Annotated in this window: 20 protein-coding genes; 16 read left to right on the top strand and 4 right to left on the bottom strand. The window is 61.9% G+C overall.

Going from position 1 to position 20,656, the window contains the following annotated elements; translation table 11 throughout:
• Positions 1 to 180: 180 nt before the first annotated feature.
• The 3 genes from G3480_RS08605 to map all read right to left on the bottom strand — a co-directional run bounded on the left by G3480_RS08605 (position 181) and on the right by map (position 4,157).
• On the bottom strand, positions 181 to 732 hold the full coding sequence (locus G3480_RS08605) for a hypothetical protein (protein ID WP_164653461.1): 552 nt from the start codon (positions 730 to 732) through the stop codon (positions 181 to 183).
• Entirely contained in the window at positions 698 to 3,289 is a 2,592-nt protein-coding gene (glnD, locus tag G3480_RS08600; protein ID WP_420824612.1) for a [protein-PII] uridylyltransferase, read from the bottom strand. The genes G3480_RS08605 and glnD overlap by 35 nt, the downstream gene beginning before the upstream one ends.
• An 85-nt stretch (positions 3,290 to 3,374) precedes the next feature.
• A complete protein-coding gene (gene map, locus G3480_RS08595) occupies positions 3,375 to 4,157 on the bottom strand; it encodes a type I methionyl aminopeptidase (RefSeq protein ID WP_164653465.1) in 783 nt (260 codons plus the stop codon).
• A 480-nt stretch (positions 4,158 to 4,637) separates the two neighbouring features.
• Between map and rpsB the strand changes: the two genes are divergently transcribed.
• From rpsB to G3480_RS08515, 16 genes are all read left to right on the top strand, one after another.
• Entirely contained in the window at positions 4,638 to 5,381 is a 744-nt protein-coding gene (rpsB, locus tag G3480_RS08590) for a 30S ribosomal protein S2 (protein WP_164653459.1), read from the top strand.
• A gap of 146 nt (positions 5,382 to 5,527) precedes the next feature.
• Entirely contained in the window at positions 5,528 to 6,415 is an 888-nt protein-coding gene (gene tsf / locus G3480_RS08585; protein WP_164653458.1) for a translation elongation factor Ts, read from the top strand.
• A 54-nt stretch (positions 6,416 to 6,469) separates the two neighbouring features.
• Positions 6,470 to 7,192 carry a UMP kinase gene (gene pyrH, locus G3480_RS08580; RefSeq protein WP_164653457.1) on the top strand — a complete coding sequence of 241 codons (723 nt, stop codon included), beginning with the start codon at positions 6,470 to 6,472 and terminating at the stop codon, positions 7,190 to 7,192.
• A 1-nt stretch (position 7,193) separates the two neighbouring features.
• Positions 7,194 to 7,751 carry a ribosome recycling factor gene (frr, locus tag G3480_RS08575; RefSeq protein WP_164653456.1) on the top strand — a complete coding sequence of 186 codons (558 nt, stop codon included), beginning with the start codon at positions 7,194 to 7,196 and terminating at the stop codon, positions 7,749 to 7,751.
• 34 nt (positions 7,752 to 7,785) lie between these two features.
• On the top strand, positions 7,786 to 8,574 hold the full coding sequence (locus tag G3480_RS08570; protein WP_164653455.1) for an isoprenyl transferase: 789 nt from the start codon (positions 7,786 to 7,788) through the stop codon (positions 8,572 to 8,574).
• A 1-nt stretch (position 8,575) separates the two neighbouring features.
• Positions 8,576 to 9,403, top strand: a complete 828-nt coding sequence (locus G3480_RS08565; protein WP_240905686.1) for a phosphatidate cytidylyltransferase — start codon at positions 8,576 to 8,578, stop codon at positions 9,401 to 9,403.
• Positions 9,404 to 9,416: 13 nt separating this feature from the next.
• Positions 9,417 to 10,604 (top strand): 1-deoxy-D-xylulose-5-phosphate reductoisomerase, encoded by a 1,188-nt coding sequence (gene ispC, locus G3480_RS08560; RefSeq protein WP_164653453.1) that lies wholly within the window; start codon positions 9,417 to 9,419, stop codon positions 10,602 to 10,604.
• Between the two features lie 5 nt (positions 10,605 to 10,609).
• Positions 10,610 to 11,974: an RIP metalloprotease RseP gene (gene rseP, locus G3480_RS08555; protein WP_164653452.1), complete on the top strand. Its 1,365-nt coding sequence runs from the start codon at positions 10,610 to 10,612 to the stop codon at positions 11,972 to 11,974.
• A gap of 136 nt (positions 11,975 to 12,110) precedes the next feature.
• On the top strand, positions 12,111 to 14,384 hold the full coding sequence (bamA, locus tag G3480_RS08550) for an outer membrane protein assembly factor BamA (protein ID WP_240905692.1): 2,274 nt from the start codon (positions 12,111 to 12,113) through the stop codon (positions 14,382 to 14,384).
• Between the two features lie 38 nt (positions 14,385 to 14,422).
• Entirely contained in the window at positions 14,423 to 14,917 is a 495-nt protein-coding gene (locus G3480_RS08545) for an OmpH/Skp family outer membrane protein (RefSeq protein WP_164653464.1), read from the top strand.
• 80 nt (positions 14,918 to 14,997) lie between these two features.
• Complete coding sequence (lpxD, locus tag G3480_RS08540; RefSeq protein ID WP_164653450.1) at positions 14,998 to 16,044, top strand: UDP-3-O-(3-hydroxymyristoyl)glucosamine N-acyltransferase; 1,047 nt, start codon at positions 14,998 to 15,000, stop codon at positions 16,042 to 16,044.
• Positions 16,044 to 16,574, top strand: a complete 531-nt coding sequence (gene fabZ / locus G3480_RS08535) for a 3-hydroxyacyl-ACP dehydratase FabZ (protein WP_164653449.1) — start codon at positions 16,044 to 16,046, stop codon at positions 16,572 to 16,574. The genes lpxD and fabZ overlap by 1 nt, the downstream gene beginning before the upstream one ends.
• Positions 16,571 to 17,341: an acyl-ACP--UDP-N-acetylglucosamine O-acyltransferase gene (gene lpxA / locus G3480_RS08530; protein ID WP_164653448.1), complete on the top strand. Its 771-nt coding sequence runs from the start codon at positions 16,571 to 16,573 to the stop codon at positions 17,339 to 17,341. The genes fabZ and lpxA overlap by 4 nt, the downstream gene beginning before the upstream one ends.
• Positions 17,342 to 17,473: 132 nt before the next feature.
• Positions 17,474 to 18,661 carry a lipid-A-disaccharide synthase gene (lpxB, locus tag G3480_RS08525; protein ID WP_164653447.1) on the top strand — a complete coding sequence of 396 codons (1,188 nt, stop codon included), beginning with the start codon at positions 17,474 to 17,476 and terminating at the stop codon, positions 18,659 to 18,661.
• The gene (gene rnhB, locus G3480_RS08520) at positions 18,655 to 19,230 is read left to right on the top strand and encodes a ribonuclease HII (RefSeq protein WP_164653446.1); all 576 of its coding nucleotides are present in this window, start codon (positions 18,655 to 18,657) and stop codon (positions 19,228 to 19,230) included. The genes lpxB and rnhB overlap by 7 nt, the downstream gene beginning before the upstream one ends.
• A gap of 351 nt (positions 19,231 to 19,581) precedes the next feature.
• The gene (locus tag G3480_RS08515; RefSeq protein WP_240905684.1) at positions 19,582 to 19,950 is read left to right on the top strand and encodes a c-type cytochrome domain-containing protein; all 369 of its coding nucleotides are present in this window, start codon (positions 19,582 to 19,584) and stop codon (positions 19,948 to 19,950) included.
• A 273-nt stretch (positions 19,951 to 20,223) separates the two neighbouring features.
• On the opposite strand, the gene G3480_RS08510 is transcribed toward G3480_RS08515, so the two are convergent.
• Positions 20,224 to 20,595, bottom strand: a complete 372-nt coding sequence (locus tag G3480_RS08510) for a PF20097 family protein (protein WP_164653444.1) — start codon at positions 20,593 to 20,595, stop codon at positions 20,224 to 20,226.
• Positions 20,596 to 20,656 lie beyond the last annotated feature (61 nt).

Raw genomic sequence — 20,656 nt, 5'->3', positions numbered from 1 at the left:
CAACTGTGCGAAAGTCCCGAGACCGTCTCAGGTCGTTGTCGTTGTCGTAATCGAATATTCGCCATGTCGAGACCACGATTACGACAACGACAACGACAACGACAACGAGGAGGCAACGGTCTCGGAACTTGCGCAGCGAAGCACTAGGAGTTTCCAGACAGCTTTAAGGCTTTAAGGTCTCTAGAATCCGCGAAAATACCAGAGGTTGTTCCAGCCAGGTGGCTTGAGCATCGGGTCTGGTTGGGGCGGAGACGGGCTGTCGTTGCCCGGGTCGCTGGGCGGTGGTGGCGTCGAGTGAGTGGGTGGCGTCGGGCCAAGGCTGCGGAACAGCTCCCGCTCTTGCTCAATGCGTTCCTGACGCTCGGCGCGGCGCTGGCGCAGGCCCTCTTCCCACGCCTCTTGGCGTGCCGAGGCGCGGGGATTGTTGCGGCGCCGTCTCGCCTCGAATTCTTCTCGTGCCGCTTTGCGCCTGAGTTCCCATGCGTGACGCTGTGCGCGCACTTCGTCGAGCCAGGGTGAAGCGGTCTCCGCGGCCCCCATCCAGTCGTCCTGCAATGGCGCGCCGGGGTCGTCCGTCGACTCTGCTCGCGCGACACCAAGGAGACTGGCCGAGGCGATGCCTAGGGCGATGATTGCGGGCCAAGCCGTCAGGCGCGGCCGAAGCGCATGCGTCTGTGCGCGGGGGTGTGCGGATCGCTCAGCCTTGAGCGTCTTGCCGTTCGAGTCGCTCATGGATCTCTTCCCTCAAGCACGCCAGGGCCTTCTCGCAAGTGATGGGGGCTGCTTCGTCACTGGTGATGAAGAAGACGTCGTCGACTTCTGCGCCGACAGTTGCGATCTTGGCGTTTTGCAGGCGGATGCCGCAGTTATGGAAGACCGCGCCCACCTCGGCGAGCAATCCCGGGCGGTCGAGTGTTGTCAGCCGCATGATGGTGCGCTGATTCGGTGTGTCCGCCGAAAAGGTGACGCGGGTCTCAGTGGGGAAATGGCGATGCCGACGTGGCACCGAGCGGGCGACCTTGATGGCAGTCTCCAGGGGTTCAGCGATATTGGTCTCGAGCGTCGCGCGGATTTCTTCCATCTGGAGCGGGTCGTCGACGGGCGCGCCGTCCGGCCCCAGCACTTGATAGCTGTTGACCGCCATGCCGTCGTCCGTTGTGATGACGCGGGCATCCATGATGTTGAGGCCCATCTGGTCGAGTGTTGCGGTGGTGCGGGCGAACAGGTTGGCCCGATCGCGCGAGTAGATGAAGACCTCGGTGCCGCCGCGCGCCGTTAATGGGCGAATGACGACCAAGGGGCACTGGCTCGGGTGTGCTTCTAAGACCTGGCGAGTCTGCCAGGCGATCTCGTCCGGTGAGTTGTGGAGGAAAAAATCCAGGCCGAACTTGCGCCAGAGCGCGTTGCAGGCCTCTGGGTCGACGCCATAGCGCGCGACCAGGCGCATGCTCTCCGCTTGCTTCTGAGCAATGAGTTCGTCTTGGGCCTGTGGATTGTCGAGCCCGCGCAAGAGTGCGCGCCGGGTGCTGTAGTAAAGCTCTCGCAGCAGGGCGTCCAGCCAGCTGTTCCAGCGCTCGGGGTTGGTCGCGCGCGCGTCCGCGACGGTGAGCAGGTAGAGATAGTCGAGTCTGGTCGGGTCGCCGATGAGCTCCGCGAAGGCCTGGATGACCTCGGGGTCGCTGATGTCCTTGCGCTGGGCGGTCATGGACATGACAAGGTGCTGTTCGACCAGCCAAGCGACGAGGCGGCTGTCGAAGTCGCTCAGGCCGTGCAAGCGGCTGAATTCCCAGGCGTCGCGCATCCCCAGGATGGAGTGGTCCCCGCCGCGCCCCTTGGCAATGTCGTGGAAGAGTCCCGCGAGATAGAGGAGTTCGAGCTTGGGGATGCGCCGGCCGACCGCGCTGCAGAGCGGGAACTCTTCGTCGTGTTTGGGGATGGTGAAGCGGCGGAGGTTGCGCACCAGCACCAGGGTGTGCTCGTCCACCGTGTAGACATGCAGTAGGTCGTATTGCATCCGCCCGACGATGTTGGCGAAGGCCGGGATATAGGCTGCCAGCACGCCATAGCGGTTCATCCGGCGGAAGGCGTGGGTGATCCCGGTAGGCTCGCGCAGAATCTCCATGAAGAGGCTGCGTGCCCTCAGGTCCGCACGGAAGTTGTCGTCGATGCGGTGGCGGTTCTCGCGGATCATGCGGATGGTGCTGGCGCGCACACCCTCGAGTTCTTGGTGGGTCTGGAGGATATGAAAGACCTCCAGCAAGGCGATGGGGTAGCGCGAAAAGACGCTGGGTGAGGTGACCTCGAGAAATCCGCTGCGGGACTGGAAGCGCTTGTTGATGGGGACGGGGGGGCCGATCTCGTCGCGCAGCAGGATGGCCTCACGAAACAGCTGCAGGAGCATCTCGTTGAGACGGTTGAGTTCCTGAACCGTGCGGTAGTACTGCTGCATGAACTGCTCGACGGCGAGGTTGTTTTCACCGTCCGAGAATCCAAACCCCTGTGCCAGACTGCGCTGATAATCGAATAAGAGGCGGTCCTCACGGCGGCCGGCGAGGCGGTGCAGGGCGAAGCGGATGCACCAGAGCAGCGTCTGCTCTCCGACGAGCGTCTCGTGCTCGGCCTCCGTCAGGAACCCGTGATCCACCAGCTCATGCAGTGTCTCGGCGGCGAAGTGCCGCTTGGCGACCCAGCCGATCATCTGGATGTCCCGAAGGCCGCCGGGATTTTCCTTGATGTTGGGCTCAAGGGTGTAGGCCGTGTCCCCGTACTTCTGCCAGCGCGCGCGCTGCTCACGGGTCTTGGCGGCGAAGAAAGCCTCGCTGTCCCAGATGCGATCGGGCCCGGTGACCTCGCGCATCCGCTGGAAGAGCCCGTCGTCTCCGCAGAGTAGGCGCGCCTCCATGAGGTTGGTCATCACGGTGACGTCGTCGGAGGCCTCACGCACGCAATCGTCAACGGTCCGAACGCTATGGCCGACTTCTAGGCCGATGTCCCAGAGAAAGATCACGAGCTGCTCGAGTGGCTCGGTCAGCTCGCCCTCGCGCTGTGGCTCGATGAGGATGAGGATGTCGACATCGGAGGCGGGCTGCAGCTCTTGTCGTCCATAGCCGCCGACCGCGACTAGGCAGGCGTGTTGGGATGTTCCTAGGTGCATGGCCCAGGCGTCCCGCAGGACTTCATCGATCAGTTGGCTGCGCTCGAGCACCAGGCTGGCGATCGGGGTGCCTTGATCGAAATGGCGGAAGAGCTGCTCGGTGCCTTTGCGCAGTCTGTCTTTGAATGCAGCAATGGGGGAGACGGGCGCCTGGGGTGCAGGCGCGCTGTTGTGAGGGGGCTGGCCTTGCGCGACATCCACTGAACGGGTCGCCCGGTGCTCAGGAGGATGCGGGGTCGCCCCGCTCCTCCGCGCGCAAGGTCAGGATTTCGTGACCATCGGGGGTGACCAAAATCGTGTGCTCCCACTGGGCGGAAATGCTGCGGTCCTTGGTGACGACTGTCCAACCGTCCGGGAGCACCTTGATGAAGCGCTTGCCGGCGTTGACCATTGGCTCGACCGTGAAGCACATGCCGGCCTGCAATGTGAGTCCCTCCCCAGGCTTGCCGTAATGCAGGACCTGGGGCTCCTCGTGGAAATCGCTGCCGATGCCGTGTCCGCAATACTCGCGCACCACGGAATAGCCATGAGTTTCCACGAATGTCTGCACCGCGTGGCCGATGTCGCCCAGCGTTGCCCCGGGTCGCACGCAGTTGATGCCCATCATCATGGCTTGCTGGGTCACCGTGACCAGTCGGCGCGCAAGCACAGAGGGTTCACCGACGAAAAACATCTTGCTGGTGTCTCCGTGGTAGCCATCCTTGATGACGGTGATATCAATATTGACGATGTCTCCTTTTTTAAGGCGTCGGCTGCTGGGGATGCCATGGCAGACCTGATGATTGACCGAGGTGCAGATGGATCGCGGGAACCCGCGGTAGTCCAGGGGGGCGGGGATCGCCTCCTGGACCTCGGTGATGTAGCGATGGCAGATTTGGTTGAGTTCCTCGGTGGTGATGCCAGGCTGGACGTGGGGCTCGACCATATCGAGAACGTCGGCCGCGAGCCGGCCGGCGACTCGCATCTTCGCGATCGCCTCCGGGGTTTTGATCTGCACACTCATAGTACTTGTTGAGGCGTCCACGACTGTGGTGTCGATTCCCGACCCGTTGGAGTCAATTGCTTGCGAAAGACCCGCTATGGTATAAAACGCGGCGCTGAGCCGCAAACGGCGTCTCTACCCTTGCTTGCGCTGAGTCGTTAAGTAAGGGCGGGCTCAGCCGCCCCAAGTGAGGCTTGCTCCTGACCTGGGCTGAATTTTCGGAGACGTTGGTCGCACTTACGTCGTCCGTTGGGATCCCTGCCGATCCTTACCCCAACTTTAGCGTCGAGTCTTCGCGCGGTCCGAGCTGATGCTCATCGCGTCGCTCGGCTGAGTAGGGGTGTCCCCGTGTTCTGGCAGCGATGATCGCGGCGGCGTGTTGTTTTGTCCACACACGTGTCGACACATACGACTGGGTGCCCGTTCACTCGGGTTGTCGTGTGGGGCGCGTGGAGGCCTAACCCAAGACTAAATAAGGTGAATACGTTGAGCGAAGTTACGATGCGACAAATGCTGGAGGCCGGAGTGCACTTCGGCCACCAGACGCGCTATTGGAACCCGAAGATGGGTGCCTTCATTTTCGGGCACCGCAACAAGATCCACATCGTCAACCTTGAGAAGACGCTGCCGCTCTATCAAGAGGCCGTCAATTATCTCGGGACGCTCGCCGCGAATGGGGGCAAGATTCTTTTCGTCGGCACCAAGCGTGCTGCCCGCGACGCCATTAAGGAAGAAGCGATCCGCTGTGGTATGCCCTACGTCAATCACCGCTGGCTGGGCGGCATGCTCACCAACTTCAAGACGATTCGCCACTCCGTCAAGCGCCTCAAAGAGCTCGAGACGATGTTCGAGAGCGGGACCATCGAGCGCTTCAACAAGAAGGAGGCGCTAGGGCTCTCGCGCGAGCGCGATAAGCTGGAGCAGAGCATGGGTGGAATCAAGAACATGGACGGCCTGCCCGACGCCATGTTCGTGATTGACGTCGGTCACGAGAAGATCGCGGTCACCGAAGCGAACAAGCTGGGCATCCCTGTTGTTGGTGTCGTCGATACGAACAACGATCCGAGCAAGGTGGACTACGTCATTCCGGGTAACGACGACGCGATTCGCGCCGTGCGCCTCTACATTGCGGGCGCGGCTGATGCCATCCTCGACGGTCGTGATACCGCTGCGGCCATGGTCGGCCGCCGCGACGGCGCTGAGGAGGCCGCCTTGGGTGAGGCCGCGGAGGCCGTCTCCAGCTAGGGCGTCGAGCAAGTCGCGCGCGCCGCATGCGTCGGCGCTCGTGGCCTGCTTGCTTGAGCCCCTCCAGTTTTTCGGCCGCCGCGATCAGCGGCGGTTTCGTATCTAGAATTCGTGAAAGCCCACAGCGGGCGAGAGGTGAGATAGCGATGGCGATTTCAGCCGCACTGGTTAAGGATCTCCGCGAGCGCACCGGCGCTGGCATGATGGAGTGCAAGAAGGCGCTCGTCGACGCCAAGGGCGACATTGAGGCGGCGATCGAGGCGATGCGCAAGTCCGGTCAGGCGAAGGCGGCGAAGAAATCCGGGCGAACCGCCGCCGAGGGTGTCGTCGTGATCAAGATCTCGGACGACGGCAAGCGCGGCGTCATGCTCGAGGTCAACTGCGAGACGGATTTTGTCGCCAAGGATGCCAACTTCCAGACCTTCGCCGAGGCTGCCGCTGAAACGGCCCTGAATAGCGATGTGCAGGACGTGGAAGGGCTCTCTGCGGCGGCACTGGCGGGTGATTCCTCGCAGACTGTCGAGACGGCGCGCGCGGCGCTGGTCACCAAGATCGGTGAGAACGTCCAGGTGCGTCGTCTGTTGCGCTTCGATGCCGCAGCGGGCGCCCTTCGCAGCTATCGGCACGGTCTCAAGATCGGCGTGGTCGTCGACCTCGTTGGCGGTGATGAGGCCCTGGGTCGCGATCTGGCGATGCACATTGCGGCAAGCAATCCGATTTGCATCAGTGCCGATCAGGTGTCTGAGGAGGCCCTCTCCAAAGAGCGGGAGATCTTCAAGGCGCAGGCGCTCGAGAGCGGCAAGCCTGAGGCCATCATGGACAAGATCGTCGAGGGCCGCGTGCGTAAGTACCTGGAAGAGGTGACGCTGCTTGGGCAGGCCTTCGTCAAGGATCCCGATCAAAGCGTCGAGAAACTGCTGAAGCAGGCGAGCGCGGAGGTGAAGCGGTTTGCGCGCGTCGAGGTGGGCGAAGGCATCGAAAAGAAGACCGAGAACTTCGCCGACGAGGTGATGGCGCAGGTTCGCGGCAGCTGAGTAGTTGCTGTATCCTGGTCGGCTAAAGATCCAGGCGCTATGGGAGTCCGGGCTATGACCGCCCTCGTTTATCGACGCATTTTGCTTAAGCTCAGTGGCGAGGCGCTGATGGGCGAGGGCACTCACGGGATAGACCCGGACGTGCTCGAGCGCTTTGCCCATGAGGTGCAGGCACTTGTCGAAGCGGGCTCCCAGGTCGCGCTTGTCATCGGCGGGGGCAATATCTTCCGCGGCGCTGGTCTTGCCGCGCGTGGCATGGAGCGCGTGACCGGCGATCACATGGGGATGCTCGCGACGGTGATGAATGCCCTCGCGATGCAGGACGCACTGGAGCGGTTGGGTCTTGCCGCGCCTGTCATGTCTGCCCTCCAGATTGACCAGGTCTGCGAAGGCTACGGGCGTCGGCGCGCCATTAAGCATCTGGAGTGCGGGCGTGTCGTCATCTTCGCTGGCGGGACGGGAAATCCCCTTTTTACGACGGATTCGGCCGCGAGCCTAAGGGCGATCGAGGTCGGTGCCGACGTGCTGATCAAGGCCACCAAGGTTGATGGCGTCTACTCCGCCGACCCGGTAACCGATCCAACGGCAACCTTCTATCCCCGCCTCAGTTATGATCAGGTGTTGCAGCAAGACTTGCGGGTGATGGATACCACGGCCATTGTGCTGTGCCGTGACCACGCCATGCCGCTGCGCGTAATGAATATCAACGAGACCGGAGCTTTGCTGCGATTGATTCGCGGCGAAGACGTCGGATCCTTGGTCGTGAGCGAGAGCTAAGATGATCGACGATATCAAGAAAGATGCGGCCGACCGCATGGGCAAGAGCGTCGAGGCGCTCTCTCATGAGTTGGCCAAGATCCGCACCGGTCGCGCACATCCATCATTGCTCGACCACATTATGGTGTCCTATTACGGCTCGGACATGCCGATCCGTCAGGTCGCCAATATCAATGCCGAAGACGCGCGGACGCTCGCTGTTCAGCCCTGGGAGAAGGGGATGGTTCAGGCCGTCGAGAAGGCGATCATGCAGTCGGATCTGGGGCTCAACCCCAATACTGCGGGAACCGTGATTCGGGTGCCCATGCCGCCTCTGACGGAGGAGCGCAGACGGGATCTGATCAAGGTGGCGCGTCATGAGGCCGAGCAAGCTCGCGTGGCGATTCGCAACATCCGGCGTGACGCCAATCACGATCTGAAAGAGCTGGTCAAAGAGAAGATGATTTCTGAAGACGATGAGCGTCGTGGCCAAGAGATCGTTCAGAAGCTGACAGATCAGTATGTCAAGGACGTCGACGCCGTTCTGGCCGAGAAAGAGCAAGACCTGATGTCGATTTGAGGTCTGTGGGCCTCGAGCGATCACCAAAGCTATCGTGAAAACCGCAACCCCAGTCGTTCTCCCGTCCGATCCTGATGGTCGGACGCCTCGGCATGTCGCGATCATCATGGACGGGAACGGACGTTGGGCCAAACAGCGCGGTCTCCCGCGCACGGCCGGACATCGCGAGGGTGTCAAGAGCGTTCGCGCGGTCGTGGAGGAGAGCGTGCGCCGTGGTGTTCAGATCCTGACGCTCTTCGCCTTTAGTAGCGAGAATTGGCAGCGCCCTCGCAGCGAGGTCAATATTCTCATGGAGCTTTTCATAAGCGCGCTACGTAGCGAGGTTCGGCGCTTGCACGAGAGCCAAGTGCGCCTGCGCGTCATCGGTGAGCGCGCTGCCTTTCCCGAGAAGCTGCAGCATCGTATCGCTGAGGCCGAGGCGCTCACAGCCGAGAACAGTCGGCTCAACCTCCAGGTCGCGGCAAACTACGGCGGGCGCTGGGACATTATGCAGGCGGCGCGACGTCTCGCCGCAGAGGCGCGGGCCGGTCGCATCGACCCCGAGGAGATCGACGAGGCCCTCTTCTCAGGCTACCTGTCCTTTCCTGATCTTCCGGAGCCTGATCTCTTTATTCGAACCGGGGGCGAGCAGCGTCTGAGCAACTTCGTGCTTTGGCAGTCCGCCTACGCCGAACTCTACTTTACCGACACGCTATGGCCTGCCTTCGACGAGGCTGCCTACGGGCAGGCACTCGACGACTATGGTCGCCGGCAGCGGCGTTTCGGACTCACGGGTGATCAGGTCGAGTCCGTGGCGCCGGTATCCCGCTATGCGCGAGGCTAGCATGGCGCTGGCATCCAGCAGTCTGCGGCGTCGCGCCATCACGGCGTTCTCCCTGGGGCCCCTGGTCATCGCCGCAGTTCTGTTCCTGCCAACCTCAGCCTTCGGGCTCTTTTTTTTGCTGGTGCTGCTCCTTGCTGCTTGGGAATGGGGCAGCCTCTCAGGGATCACCAAGGCAGAGCATCGCCTTGGCTACTTGGGCTTGGTCGGGCTTTGCGTCGGGATACTCTGGTTGTTTCCGAGCCTGCAGGGGCCGTCGCTTGTCCTTGGGTCGCTGTGGTGGCTGTTTCAGGCCGTTCAGATTCTCATGACGCGGAAAATCGACCTGATAGAGGGGCCGCGGGCGTTGCAACTGGTCGCCGGCTTGCTGGTTCTGCTGCCGCCGTGGGCGGCGGTGATGCAGCTACACCGCGCCCCGGACGTCGGGCCTGGCTTGGTCCTCTTTCTCCTAATCCTGATTTGGACGGCAGATACGGCGGCCTACTTCGTTGGGCGACGCTGGGGGCGGGCAAAGCTTGCGCCAGCCGTCAGCCCCGGAAAGACCAGGGTCGGTGTCTACGGCGCATTGGTGGGAGCCGCAGTCTGTGGTCTTGGGCTCGCTTGGGCGCTCGGGCTCGACGGTCGTCATACGCTGCTGGCCTTGATCATTTGCGCTGCCGCGGCCCTCATCTCCGTGGTGGGAGATCTCTACGAGAGTCTTTTGAAGCGCCAGCGCAGCATGAAGGATTCCAGTCAACTCTTGCCCGGACACGGGGGGCTCTTGGATCGCATCGACAGCCTCACTGCGGCTGCCCCTGTGTTCGCCCTCGGTGTGGTTTGGGCCCTAACCTGATGCGGAGTGGATTTTGATTGGCGTGACCGTTCTCGGGGCCACGGGCTCCATCGGTGTCAGTACGCTCGATGTGCTGGCGCGGCATCCTGATCGTTTCCGGGCGGTGGCATTGACCGCCAACCGCGATGCGGAGCGGCTCGCTGAGCAGTGTCGACAGCATCGTCCTGATTTTGCAGTCATGGCTGATGCGGATGCTGCGGTGCGGCTCGGTGAGCTACTTGCCGACATGCCTGGGCGGCCCGAGGTGCTGGCAGGCGTCGAGGGGCTCGAGCAGGTTGCCGCGCTCCCAGAGAGCCATTACGTGATGGCTGCCATCGTCGGCGCAGCCGGTTTGCGACCGACCCTGGCTGCGGCGCGCGCGGGCAAGCGCGTGCTCCTCGCCAATAAGGAGTCGCTTGTGGTCGCGGGTGCGATGCTGATGGAGGCGGTGTCGGATAGTGGCGCGGAACTCCTGCCGATCGACAGCGAGCACAATGCCATTTTTCAGTGTCTGCCGCCGAATTTCGCCGATGGTCTGTCCAAGGTCGGGGTAAAACGCATCCTGCTAACGGCCTCGGGTGGGCCTTTGAAAGATTGGCCCGTCGAGCGACTCTCGAGCGTCACGCCCGAGCAGGCCTGTGCCCATCCCACCTGGGCCATGGGGCGCAAGATCTCTGTCGATTCCGCGACCATGATGAACAAGGGCCTCGAGGTGATCGAGGCTTGTTGGTTGTTTGGCACCAATACCGACCACATACAGGTGGTGGTGCATCCGCAGAGCATGATCCACTCGCTTGTGCAATATGATGATGGCTCCGTCCTCGCTCAGCTCGGTAACCCAGATATGCGTACGCCGATCACTCACGCCCTGGCTTGGCCTGACCGCATTGACTCTGGTGTCGCACCCTTGGATCTATTCGCGGTCGCCCGGCTCGACTTCGAGGAGCCTGACCTGATGCGCTTTCCCTGCCTTGGCTTAGCCTTCGAGGCCGCGCGTCTTGGCGGAACGGCCCCCGCGGTGCTGAATGCAGCCAATGAAGTGGCTGTTGAGGCCTTCCTCAATCGTCGTGTCGACCTTCCTGGAATCGCTGCCGTCGTTGCCGACACGCTGGATAAGCTGCCGAACGAATCCGTCGAAAACCAGGGGCTGGAGTTCCTCCTCGAGGTCGATCGTCGTGCCCGTGAGGCTGCCGAGCAGTCAGTGCTGGCAAGAGTTAACTGATTACGATGGATCTACTCTTCACGATCGGCGCCTTCGTCGTCGCCCTGGCGATCCTCATCGCCGTGCACGAGTTTGGTCACTTCTGGGTCGCGCGTCGCCTTGGCGTCAAAGTGCTGCGATTTTCGATCGGCTTCGGCAAGGCCTTGTGGCGGTGGCAGCGTCATCCCGACGACACCGAATACGTCATCGCGATGATACCGCTCGGCGGTTACGTCAAGATGCTCGACGAGCGCGAGGAGGAGGTTCCTGATGCCTTGCTCGACAAAGCCTTCAATCGCCAGCCGCTCTGGAAGCGCTCGGCCATCGTCGTTGCTGGTCCTCTGTTCAACCTCCTCTTCGCCATCTTCGCCTATTGGGCGATCTTCATGGCGGGTGACACAGGGCTGAAGCCCATCGTCGGTGCCGTGGAGCCCGACTCCATCGCCGCCGAGTCCGGCTTCATGCCAGGTGATGAACTGCTCCAGGTCGGCGACCGTTTGGCACGTAGCTGGGAGACCGCCGTCTTCGCGGTGACCGTCAAGGCCATGGACGGGGGCGCTCTCAGCGTGCGCGTGCGTGACGCCCAGGGTCAGGATCGCGTGCGCCTTATCTCAAGCGATGCGGTAGCCGAGCTGTCCGATGAGCCTGATTTGCTCCGCCGAGTCGGGCTGGAGCCGAAGCGGCCCAAGATCCCGCCTGTCATCGGCGAGATCGTTCCGGGTGAGTCGGCGGAGCAGGCTGGTCTCGAGGTGGGCGACCGCATCCTGTCAGTGGATGGCGCCCCGGTTGAGTCTTGGCAGGCCTGGGTCGCGATGGTGCGCGACCGCCCCGATGCGCCCATGCTGCTCGACGTCGAGCGCGATGGCCGTCTCCTCCATGATGTCGAGATCACGCCGGGCGTGATCGACAGCGATGGTCAGGAAGTTGGGCGCATCGGCGCTGGTGTCGACGTCCCAGACGATCTCATGGCGGGCTATCTCGTCAAGGTGCGTTATGGTCCAGTGGAGGCCATGGGGCAGGCGGTTGGCAAGACCCTCGAGATGAGCGGCCTCATGCTGCGTGTCATGGGACGCATGCTGACCGGCGAGGCGTCCGTGCGCAATCTCAGTGGCCCCATCACCATCGCTGAGGCCGCAGGTCGAACCGCGAGCTATGGGCTGGACTCCTTCATCAAGTTTCTGGCCATCGTGAGCATCAGCCTGGGGGTCCTCAATCTCTTGCCCATTCCCGTGCTGGATGGCGGGCATCTTCTCTTTTTCCTCGCCGAGTGGGTCAAGGGCAGTCCCCTCTCGGAGCAGGCGCAGCTTCAAGGACAAAAGGTCGGCTTTATCTTGCTGGCCGCGCTCATGACGCTCGCGTTCTACGTCGATCTCTCCAGGCTATTGGGCTAATTCTGGCTGATCCCTTATACTAGCGCGCCTTGGATGCCGTCCCTCTGACGGCCCTCGGCTTGATGTAGGGGAGCCCATCTTGCGCAACATCACTTGGAATCTCAGCCCTGGTGCTCGACGGGCTGCTTTTACGTGCCTGCTGCTGGCCTTCGTGCAGCTGCCAGTCTTCGCTCAAGTCTTCCAAGTGTCCGATATTCGGGTCGAAGGACTGCAGCGGATCGCGCCCGGGACCGTCTTCAATTACCTGCCCGTTCAGATCGGGGATACGGTGGGCGATGACGTCACCGGCGGCATCATCCGCTCGCTTTATCGCACCGGCTTCTTCGACGACGTGCGGGTCGAGCGCGACGGGAGCGTTTTGGTCATCTGGGTTCGCGAGCGCCCCGCGATTGCCGAGATCAAGATCACCGGCAATAAGGATATCGACACCGAGGCGCTGACTGCGGCCCTGACCGATATCGGTCTCAAGGAGGGGCGGGTGTTCAACCGCTCCGTGCTGGATCGGATCGAACAGGAGCTGGAGCGCCAGTACTTCGCGCGCGGTAAGTACGGCGTCATCGTCCAGTCGACGGTCTCCCCGCTCGAGCGGAATCGTGTTGCGATCAACATCGATATCACAGAGGGACTGACGGCACGTATCAAGCAGATCAACATCATCGGCAACCAAGCCTTCGACACCGATGAGCTGCTGAAGCAGTTCGAGCTTGGGCCGACCCGCTGGAACTCCTTCTACAGCAAGAACGACCAATACTCGAAGCAAAAGCTCGCCGGTGATCTCGAGTCGCTGCGCTCCTTCTACCTTGACCGCGGCTACATCAAGTTCGACATCAAGTCGACGCAGGTCTCCATCAGTGCCGACAAGAAGGAGATCTACGTCACCATCTCGGTGGAGGAGGGAGCGCCCTTCCGGGTGAGTGACATCAAGCTGGCCGGTGACCCTTCCGTTCCTGTCGAGCAGCTCTTTCCGCTCATCCAGTTGAAGCGCGGCGAGTACTTCTCGCGCAAGGCCACGACCGAAAGTGCCGAGCGTATCTCGAACTTACTTGGCGACGAGGGCTACGCCTTTGCGAACGTCAACACGGTTCCGGAGATCAACGAAGAGGCCAAAGAGGTCACCGTGACCTTCTTCGTGGATGCGGGAAAGCGTGTCTATGTCCGCCGTGTCAACATGAAGGGCAACACCCGCACGCGCGACGAGGTCCTGCGGCGCGAGATGCGCCAGCTCGAGACCGCTTGGTTCTCGGCCGACCTTGTTCGCAAGTCGCGTGAGCGTTTGCAGCGGCTGGGGTACTTCGAGGATGTGTCGATCGAGACGCCAGCCGTTCCTGGTTCCTCTGATCAGGTCGACGTGGACGTTTCCGTCACGGAGAAGCCGGCCGGCAACTTGGCCGCGGGCATCGGCTTCTCGCAATCCCAGGGCCTCCTGCTCAACGCGAGCGTGACCCAGAACAACTTTCTCGGCACGGGCAAACGGGTGTCACTGGCATTCAACACGAGTTCGGCAACGAGACTCTATCAACTCGGCTATAACAATCCCTACTACACCGTGGACGGGATCAGCCGTGGTTTCAATCTTTCTTATCGTGAGACGGATTTCGACCAGCTGATCGGTGCCGACTACTCGACCGACGTCGGAATCGCTGGGGTGAACTTCGGCCTGCCGATTACCGACACCAGCCGCGCCGGATTGGGCTTTCGCTATCAATACACGGACTTCACCGCAGGTGAGTCCGACATCGCCCAGCAGTTTGTCGAAGACAACGGCAACACCTTTAACGATTTCTTGATCTCCGCGAGCTACGTCAACGATACGCGCGACACCGCCATCTTCCCGACAAGCGGTAGCTTGACGACGGCCACCGTCGAGTTGGCGGTGCCGGGCAGTGACCTTCAGTACTACAAGGTTGGCTTAGAGGGGCAGCAATTCGTTCCCTTGACGTCGCGCTTCGTGTTCTCGCTCAAGGCGGATATCGCCTATGGCGATGGCTACGGCGATATCAGCTACCTGCCTTTCTTCGAGAACTACTACGCTGGCGGCCCGCGTTCTGTGCGTGGCTGGGTAGCCAACTCGCTGGGGCCGCGCGAGATCAGCACCGACGATCCGGTTGGCGGAAATCTCAAGCTCGTCGGTAGCCTCGAGTTGTTTGCGCCCGCGCCCGTTGGTGGTCAGTTCGAGAAGACGTTGCGCTTAGGTGCCTTCCTCGACTTCGGTAATGTGTGGTCGACCTATGATTCCGACCTGCTCACACCCAACGGTTTCGACATCGGCGATTTGCGCTACTCGTCCGGGCTGTCAGTCACCTGGTTGTCGCCGGTTGGCGCGCTCTCGCTCAGCCTGGCCTTTCCGCTCAACGAAAAGGACGGCGACGACACTCAGATGTTCCAGTTCGGATTCGGTCAAACCTTCTAGCGTAAGCGGGGCTTGTTGTGAAGACGCATCTGCTTTGCATGGCGGCGCTCTCTGGTGTGCTCGCCTTGACTCAGGTCGAGGCGGGCGACTACCGCATCGCCGTGGTGGATCCCAACCGGGTTGTGGAGCAGTCGCCGCAGTATGAGGCGGCGCGCGATGCGCTGCAGACCGAGATCGAAGACCGTGAGCGTGAACTCAGAGTGCAGCAGGAGCAGATCGCCGCGCTGCAGCGCCAGCTCGAAAAGGATGGTCCGCTCATGAGCGAGAGCGAGATACAGCGTTTGCAAAACGATATCCGAAGTCGCACGCGCCGTGTCAAATACGCCCGCGATGAGTTCCAAGAGGACTTCGCCCTGCGTCAGAACGAGTTGAGGACGAAGCTGGGGCGGCAAGTGCAGGAAGTGGTCGTCGAGCTGGCCAAGGAGCAGAACATCGACCTCATCATCAGCGATGGTTTGGTGTATTCCAATCCTCGTATTGACATTTCGGATCTCGTCATCGAGCGCCTGAAAGAAGTCTTCGAGAAGAAGTGACGCCGGTGCGCGGTGCCTGCCTGGCACGGAAACACTAGCAGGGTCCGACGAAAACGCAGCCTGCCCCGGAGATCAATCCATTGGAGGTCCGTCTCAAAGAACTCTCCACGCGCTTGGGCGTTCCCTTGCGGGGTGACGGCGAGTCCGTGGTGTCGCGCGTCGCCCAGCTCGCCAATGCCGATTCGCGGAGTCTCAGTTTTCTCGGCGACTCCAAGTATCGCGATCATCTGGTTCATACGCGCGCCGGTGCGGTGATCCTGAAGGAAGCTGATGCGGATCTCGCCAAGGTTGCTGTGCTCATCAGTGAGAATCCTTACCTCACCTATGCGCGGGCCGCATGCATTCTCTACCCGGCGCCGTCGGTGGTTGGCGGCGTGCATCCCTCCGCGGTCGTGGATCCGAGCGCCCAGATCGACGCGTCCGCATGGATTGGCCCCACGGCGGTCGTGGAGGCCGGCGCAGTCGTCGGCGCCCGTGTCTTTGTTGGCCCAGGATGCATTCTGGGCGAGGGGGTGAGCGTCGGCGATGATAGTCGGCTGGTCGCCCGCGTGACGCTTTGCACGGGGACGCAGGTCGGAAAGCGGGCGTTGATCCACCCGGGTGCGGTGATTGGCCGCGAAGGCTTTGGATTCGCGCGAGATGGTTCGCGCTGGGTGCGGATCCCGCAGATCGGCCGCGCGGTGCTTGGCGATGATGTCGAGATCGGGGCCAATACATCGGTGGATCGCGGCGCCATTGAGAACACTGTGATTGGCAACGGTGTCAAGCTGGATAACCATATCCAAATCGGTCACAACGTTGTCGTCGGCGAGAACACGGCAGTAGCAGCGAATACCGGCATCTCGGGGTCGACCCGGATCGGACGCAACTGCACGATCGCCGGTGCGGTCGGCATGGCCGGGCATCTCGAGATTGGCGACGATGTTCATTTCGCCGGCATGGCGATGGTCACGCGATCATTCACGCAGCCAGGGTCCTACAGCAGCGGCATCCCAGCGATGCCGAGCGGGGACTGGAGGCGCAATGTGGCGCGTTTCAGGCATCTCGACAAGCTTGTGCGCCGGGTGAAACAACTAGAAGCAGCAATTGAAAAAATGAGCGAAAAGAAAGGCCGGAGCGAATCCTGATGGATGGATCACATCAGGCGCCGATGAATTCCCAAGAGCAGGACGGCAGTACAGAGCAAGACAAGAGTGCGGAGACATTTGTGAGCACGATGGATATTCACAAGGTGCTGAGCCTCTTGCCGCACCGCTATCCCTTTCTTTTGGTCGACAAGGTCATCGATTTCAAGGTCAACGACTATCTCGTTGCACTCAAGAACGTCAGCTTCAATGAGCCGTTCTTTACTGGGCATTTTCCGGTGCGCCCTGTCATGCCCGGCGTCCTCATCGTCGAGGCGATGGCTCAGGCGACGGGGCTGCTGGCGATGGCATCGCGCCCGGAAGAGGTCGGTAGAGAGTCGCTCTACTATTTCGTCGGCATCGACAAGGCTCGGTTTAAGCGGCCGGTCGAGCCCGGCGATCAGCTGATCATGGAAGTCAAGCTGGGGCCGGTGCGGCGTGGAATCTGGAAGTTCGATGGTGAGGCGAGGGTCGACGATCGTGTCGTCGCCACCGCCGAGATCATGTGTACCGCAAGAGACTTTACCGCTTGATCCATCCGACGGCCGTCATTGATGCTGGCGCCGTGCTCGACTCCAGTGTCGAAGTCGGCCCCTTCGCTGTCATTGGCGCCAGTGTAGAGATCGATGCGGGAACCCAGATCGGGCCGCACGTGGTGCTCAAAGGCCCGATGCGGATCGGACGAGACAACAGGATCTTCCAGTTTGCCTCCGTCGGGGAGGATCCTCAGGACAAGAAGTACGGCGGCGAGCCGACGCGGCTAGAGATTGGCGACCGCAACCAGATTCGCGAGTTTGTCACCCTGCATCGCGGAACCGCCCAAGATAAAGGGGTGACGCGGATTGGCGATGACAATCTCTTCATGGCCTATACCCATGTTGCCCATGACTGCGTGATCGGAGATCACGTCATCATGGCGAATGCCGCCTCGCTGGGCGGGCACGTTGAGATCCATGATTGGGCCATCCTGGGCGGCTTCACCATCGTCCATCAGTTCTGCCGCATCGGGGCGCATGCCTTTTGCGCCATGGGCTCGGTGCTGTCGAAGGACGTGCCTCCCTACGTCATGGTGGGCGGCCATCCTGCCGAGCCGCACGGGATCAACGCGGAAGGGCTGCGGCGGCGGGGTTTTCCCGCCGATTCCATCCAGGCCATCAAGCGTGCCTATCGGGCGCTCTACATGGCCAATCTCAGGCGTGACCAGGCCGTTGAGCGCATTCTTGGCATGACTGAGGGTGCGCCCGAGCTGAAGGCACTGCTCGATTTCATCTCGGCGTCCGCCCGAAGCATCATTCGTTGATGCCGCAGCGCGCCTCTTCTCATTCACGACTGGGTCAGCCGCTGGTCGATCCGCTTTCCTCGCGCTTCTGGATCTCAGGACGGCGAGCTGCCTTGGCAGCCCATTGGTGCGCATGCTCAGGGAGCGCCGAGCATGGTTGAGCGCACGGCCTCACTCGTCGTTGGCATCGTCGCCAACGAGGCGTCAGGGGATCTCCTCGGGGCCTCTCTGATCCGGGCGATTCGGGCGCGGGTTCCAGATGCTCGGTTCGTGGGTGTCGCGGGCCCCCGCATGTTGGAGGCCGGATGCAGCACCCTCTTCGATCAAGAGCGTCTTGCCGTCATGGGCCTGACAGAGGTGCTCGCGCACTTGCGTGAGCTGCTTTCCATTCGCACCGAACTCGAGCGCTATTTTGTCGCCAATCCACCCGATGTCTTCATCGGCGTGGACGCCCCGGACTTCAATCTCGGGCTTGAGCGCCGCTTACGTGACAAGGGCATTCGCACGGTTCATTTCGTCAGCCCCACCGTTTGGGCCTGGCGTCCCGGCAGAGTCCATGGGATCCGTCGCGCCGTCGATTTGATGCTCAGCATCTTTCCCTTCGAGGAGGCCTTTCTGCGCGAGCATGAGGTCCCTGCGACCTACGTCGGGCATCCGCTGGCCGAAGAGATCCCGCTGGACGTCGATCGCGCTGCGGCGCGCCAGGGGCTCGGCTTGCCTGACCAAGGCCAGTTGATGGCTATCCTGCCGGGGAGCCGGATGGGCGAGGTTTCGCGCTTGGCAGAACCCTTTATCGCGACCGCTCTGCGCTGCGTCGAGGCCAAGCCGGACTTGACCTTTGTGGCGCCCATGGTGAGCAAGCGTCTGCGCACCTTGTTCGAGGCGACGCTTCAGCGTCGAGCACCTCAGCTACCCATTCATCTCGTGGATGGCCGAAGTCGTGACGCGCTGGCGGCGGCCGACTGCGTGCTGACGGCCTCAGGTACCGCGACCTTGGAGGCCCTGTTGTTGAAGCGTCCCATGGTGGTGGGTTACCGCGTCCATCCCCTCTCCTACCATCTCGTCAAGGCGCTGCGGCTGGTCAAGGTGCCTTATGTGGCCATGGCGAACCTGCTGGTTGGTCGTGAGCTGGCCCCCGAGTTTCTTCAGGATCGCTGCCGTCCGGAGTTGTTGGCGCCAGCGCTCCTTGACCTGCTGGACAACGCCGAGCATCGTCGTTTCATCGCCGCTGAATACGACAGGATTCATCGTCACCTGCGTCGGAATGCCGCCGATTCGGCCGCGATCGCGGTCTTGGGTCTCATCGGCCATCCGGCCTCGGGGAGGGGTGTCGCGTGCTAATCGCAGGGGTCGACGAGGCCGGCCGCGGGCCTTTAGCCGGCCCCGTCTATGCGGCCGCGGTGATCTTGCCCTCGGTGCAACCCTTGTCTGGAATCACTGACTCGAAACGCCTGACGGCGGCTCGGCGCGAGCGTCTCGATGTCGAGATTCGCGAGTCCGCGCTGGCCTGGTCGATCGCCTCCGCGAGCGTGGAGGAGATCGACCAGTACAACATCCTACAGGCATCTCTGCTCGCCATGCAGCGTGCGGTTGCGACGCTGGAGGTGGTTCCCGGTCTTGTCCTTGTCGACGGCAATCGCTGCCCCAGGCTCAGGATGGATGCGCAGGCGATCGTCGGCGGCGATGGCTTGGTCTTGGAGATTGGCGCCGCATCCATCCTCGCCAAAGTGGCTCGTGATCGCCTCATGGAGCGCTTAGACGACGCCTGGCCGGGATATGGCTTTGCCTCACACAAGGGCTACCCGACGGCCGCGCACCTCGCGGCCCTCGCACGCCTTGGCCCCACGCCCCACCATCGCTCGAGCTTCGGCCCGGTGAGGCGCATCCTTGAGTCCAAGGAAACTCGTTGAACTGCGGGCAGCGCCAAGCGGACAAACCCAAGTAGAGCGATCAGTTTTCAACCGCCAGCGCAAAGCCTTGTTTTGGCATTGCGTTCCGAGTTTTTCCTCTTCCCTTCAGCGGGTCCGCAACGCTTCTTCCCCGCTGTCATAGAAAAAGTCTATCCCTCGTCCCCTCAAACTGTTGCCTTGTTCATAGTTTTTTCCAACGCACAGGCGCTATGGTTAGAGCGTCAGACGCTCCGCCTTCGGTGCAGGTGCTTCGTTGCCCGAAGGACGGGTTAGCCGGTGGCGAAGTGATTCGGTGGCTGCACGCACAGCCTTGATCTGTCCGATGAAGGAGATAACGAAATGAGAAAAATCATGAAATATTCCACCGTCCTTGGGCTGCCAGCCGCACTCATGCTTGTTGGCTGTGGCCAAGATCCGCAGGTGAGCTTTTCCGAAGACGTTCAGCCGATTCTGCAAACGCACTGTGCCGAATGTCATCTGAAGGGTGGTGCCGGGTTCGAGGCCAGCGGTTTTCTGATCGAGTCCTATGACTCGCTGATGAAGGGGACCAAGTTCGGCCCCGTGATCGTCCCGGGTGACTCGCTCTCGAGCAGCCTCTATCGCTTGGTTGCGGGTGAGGTCGATCCGTCCATCCGCATGCCGCATCAGAAGGATCCGCTTACTGACCCACAGATCGCTCTCATCGGGAGCTGGATTTCACAAGGGGCACAAGATAACTGACGGGACCTGGAGCCAGCGCTCCTAGGGCGCAGCATCCCAGCCCTGCATCCGACTCGCGGCATGGCTGCCTTGTGCGATCTCAAGCGTCTCGATCCCCGGACAAAGGCCCTCGGGCGGTCCTCGCTGAGTCGCCTGAATTGTGCGCAGCACAGGGATGTGCGGCAAAAATCACGTCCTCTGCGCGCTCAGCGCACCCGGCGCTGAGCGCCGGGATCCCAATCAGGTGCATCCGTCGCGCCTGTCCCCCATGTTTAGGCGCGCCTTAGCTCAGTCTCACTTGGGCGGGCTGATCAGCGTCGAGTGGTCGACGATGAGCAGCTGACAATCCGGACAATGCCAGCTGAGATTGCTTGCTGGCTTGAGCGCCATACTGATGGTGTTGGGCAGTGCGGAGCCAATGTGGGCGAAGCTCCCTGGCGGCCCCTTGTCGAGGGGAGACCAGATGGCGCCGCGGCCTAGCATCACCCACCCGATGCGCATGTCGCGACCGCAGTCGGGGCAGCGGTAGTGACGTCCCTCCAATAAGCTCGGCGCGAAGGCCAGGGTTCGGTGCTTTCGCTGCATGTAGCGGGTCAGCACCCAAAGCAGGATCAGCATCCCAATAGCCGTCAGGGCAGCGAGGTAGATCGGCAAGTTGCTCGGCATGGATTTGGCTCCGCATGAGATCGGCAAGCGCCGCAAGGCTGAGTCGCTCAGGTTTCACTCG

Source organism: Thiorhodococcus mannitoliphagus (assembly GCF_010915725.1).
GTDB classification, from domain to species: Bacteria; Pseudomonadota; Gammaproteobacteria; order Chromatiales; family Chromatiaceae; genus Thiorhodococcus; species Thiorhodococcus mannitoliphagus.
Note: the sequence above shows the minus strand (reverse complement) of the source record. Positions and strands in the feature narration are given on the sequence as shown.

Coding starts and splice junctions, on each gene's coding strand:
- G3480_RS08565 (WP_240905686.1), top strand. CDS start 8,576: ATGGCGCTGGCATCCAGCAGTCTGCGGCGTCGCGCCATCACGGCGTTC.
- tsf (WP_164653458.1), top strand. CDS start 5,528: ATGGCGATTTCAGCCGCACTGGTTAAGGATCTCCGCGAGCGCACCGGC.
- map (WP_164653465.1), bottom strand. CDS start 4,157: ATGAGTGTGCAGATCAAAACCCCGGAGGCGATCGCGAAGATGCGAGTC.
- frr (WP_164653456.1), top strand. CDS start 7,194: ATGATCGACGATATCAAGAAAGATGCGGCCGACCGCATGGGCAAGAGC.
- rseP (WP_164653452.1), top strand. CDS start 10,610: ATGGATCTACTCTTCACGATCGGCGCCTTCGTCGTCGCCCTGGCGATC.
- G3480_RS08545 (WP_164653464.1), top strand. CDS start 14,423: ATGGCGGCGCTCTCTGGTGTGCTCGCCTTGACTCAGGTCGAGGCGGGC.
- G3480_RS08515 (WP_240905684.1), top strand. CDS start 19,582: ATGAAATATTCCACCGTCCTTGGGCTGCCAGCCGCACTCATGCTTGTT.
- lpxB (WP_164653447.1), top strand. CDS start 17,474: ATGGTTGAGCGCACGGCCTCACTCGTCGTTGGCATCGTCGCCAACGAG.
- fabZ (WP_164653449.1), top strand. CDS start 16,044: ATGGATGGATCACATCAGGCGCCGATGAATTCCCAAGAGCAGGACGGC.
- G3480_RS08510 (WP_164653444.1), bottom strand. CDS start 20,595: ATGCCGAGCAACTTGCCGATCTACCTCGCTGCCCTGACGGCTATTGGG.
- rpsB (WP_164653459.1), top strand. CDS start 4,638: ATGCGACAAATGCTGGAGGCCGGAGTGCACTTCGGCCACCAGACGCGC.
- G3480_RS08605 (WP_164653461.1), bottom strand. CDS start 732: ATGAGCGACTCGAACGGCAAGACGCTCAAGGCTGAGCGATCCGCACAC.
- pyrH (WP_164653457.1), top strand. CDS start 6,470: ATGACCGCCCTCGTTTATCGACGCATTTTGCTTAAGCTCAGTGGCGAG.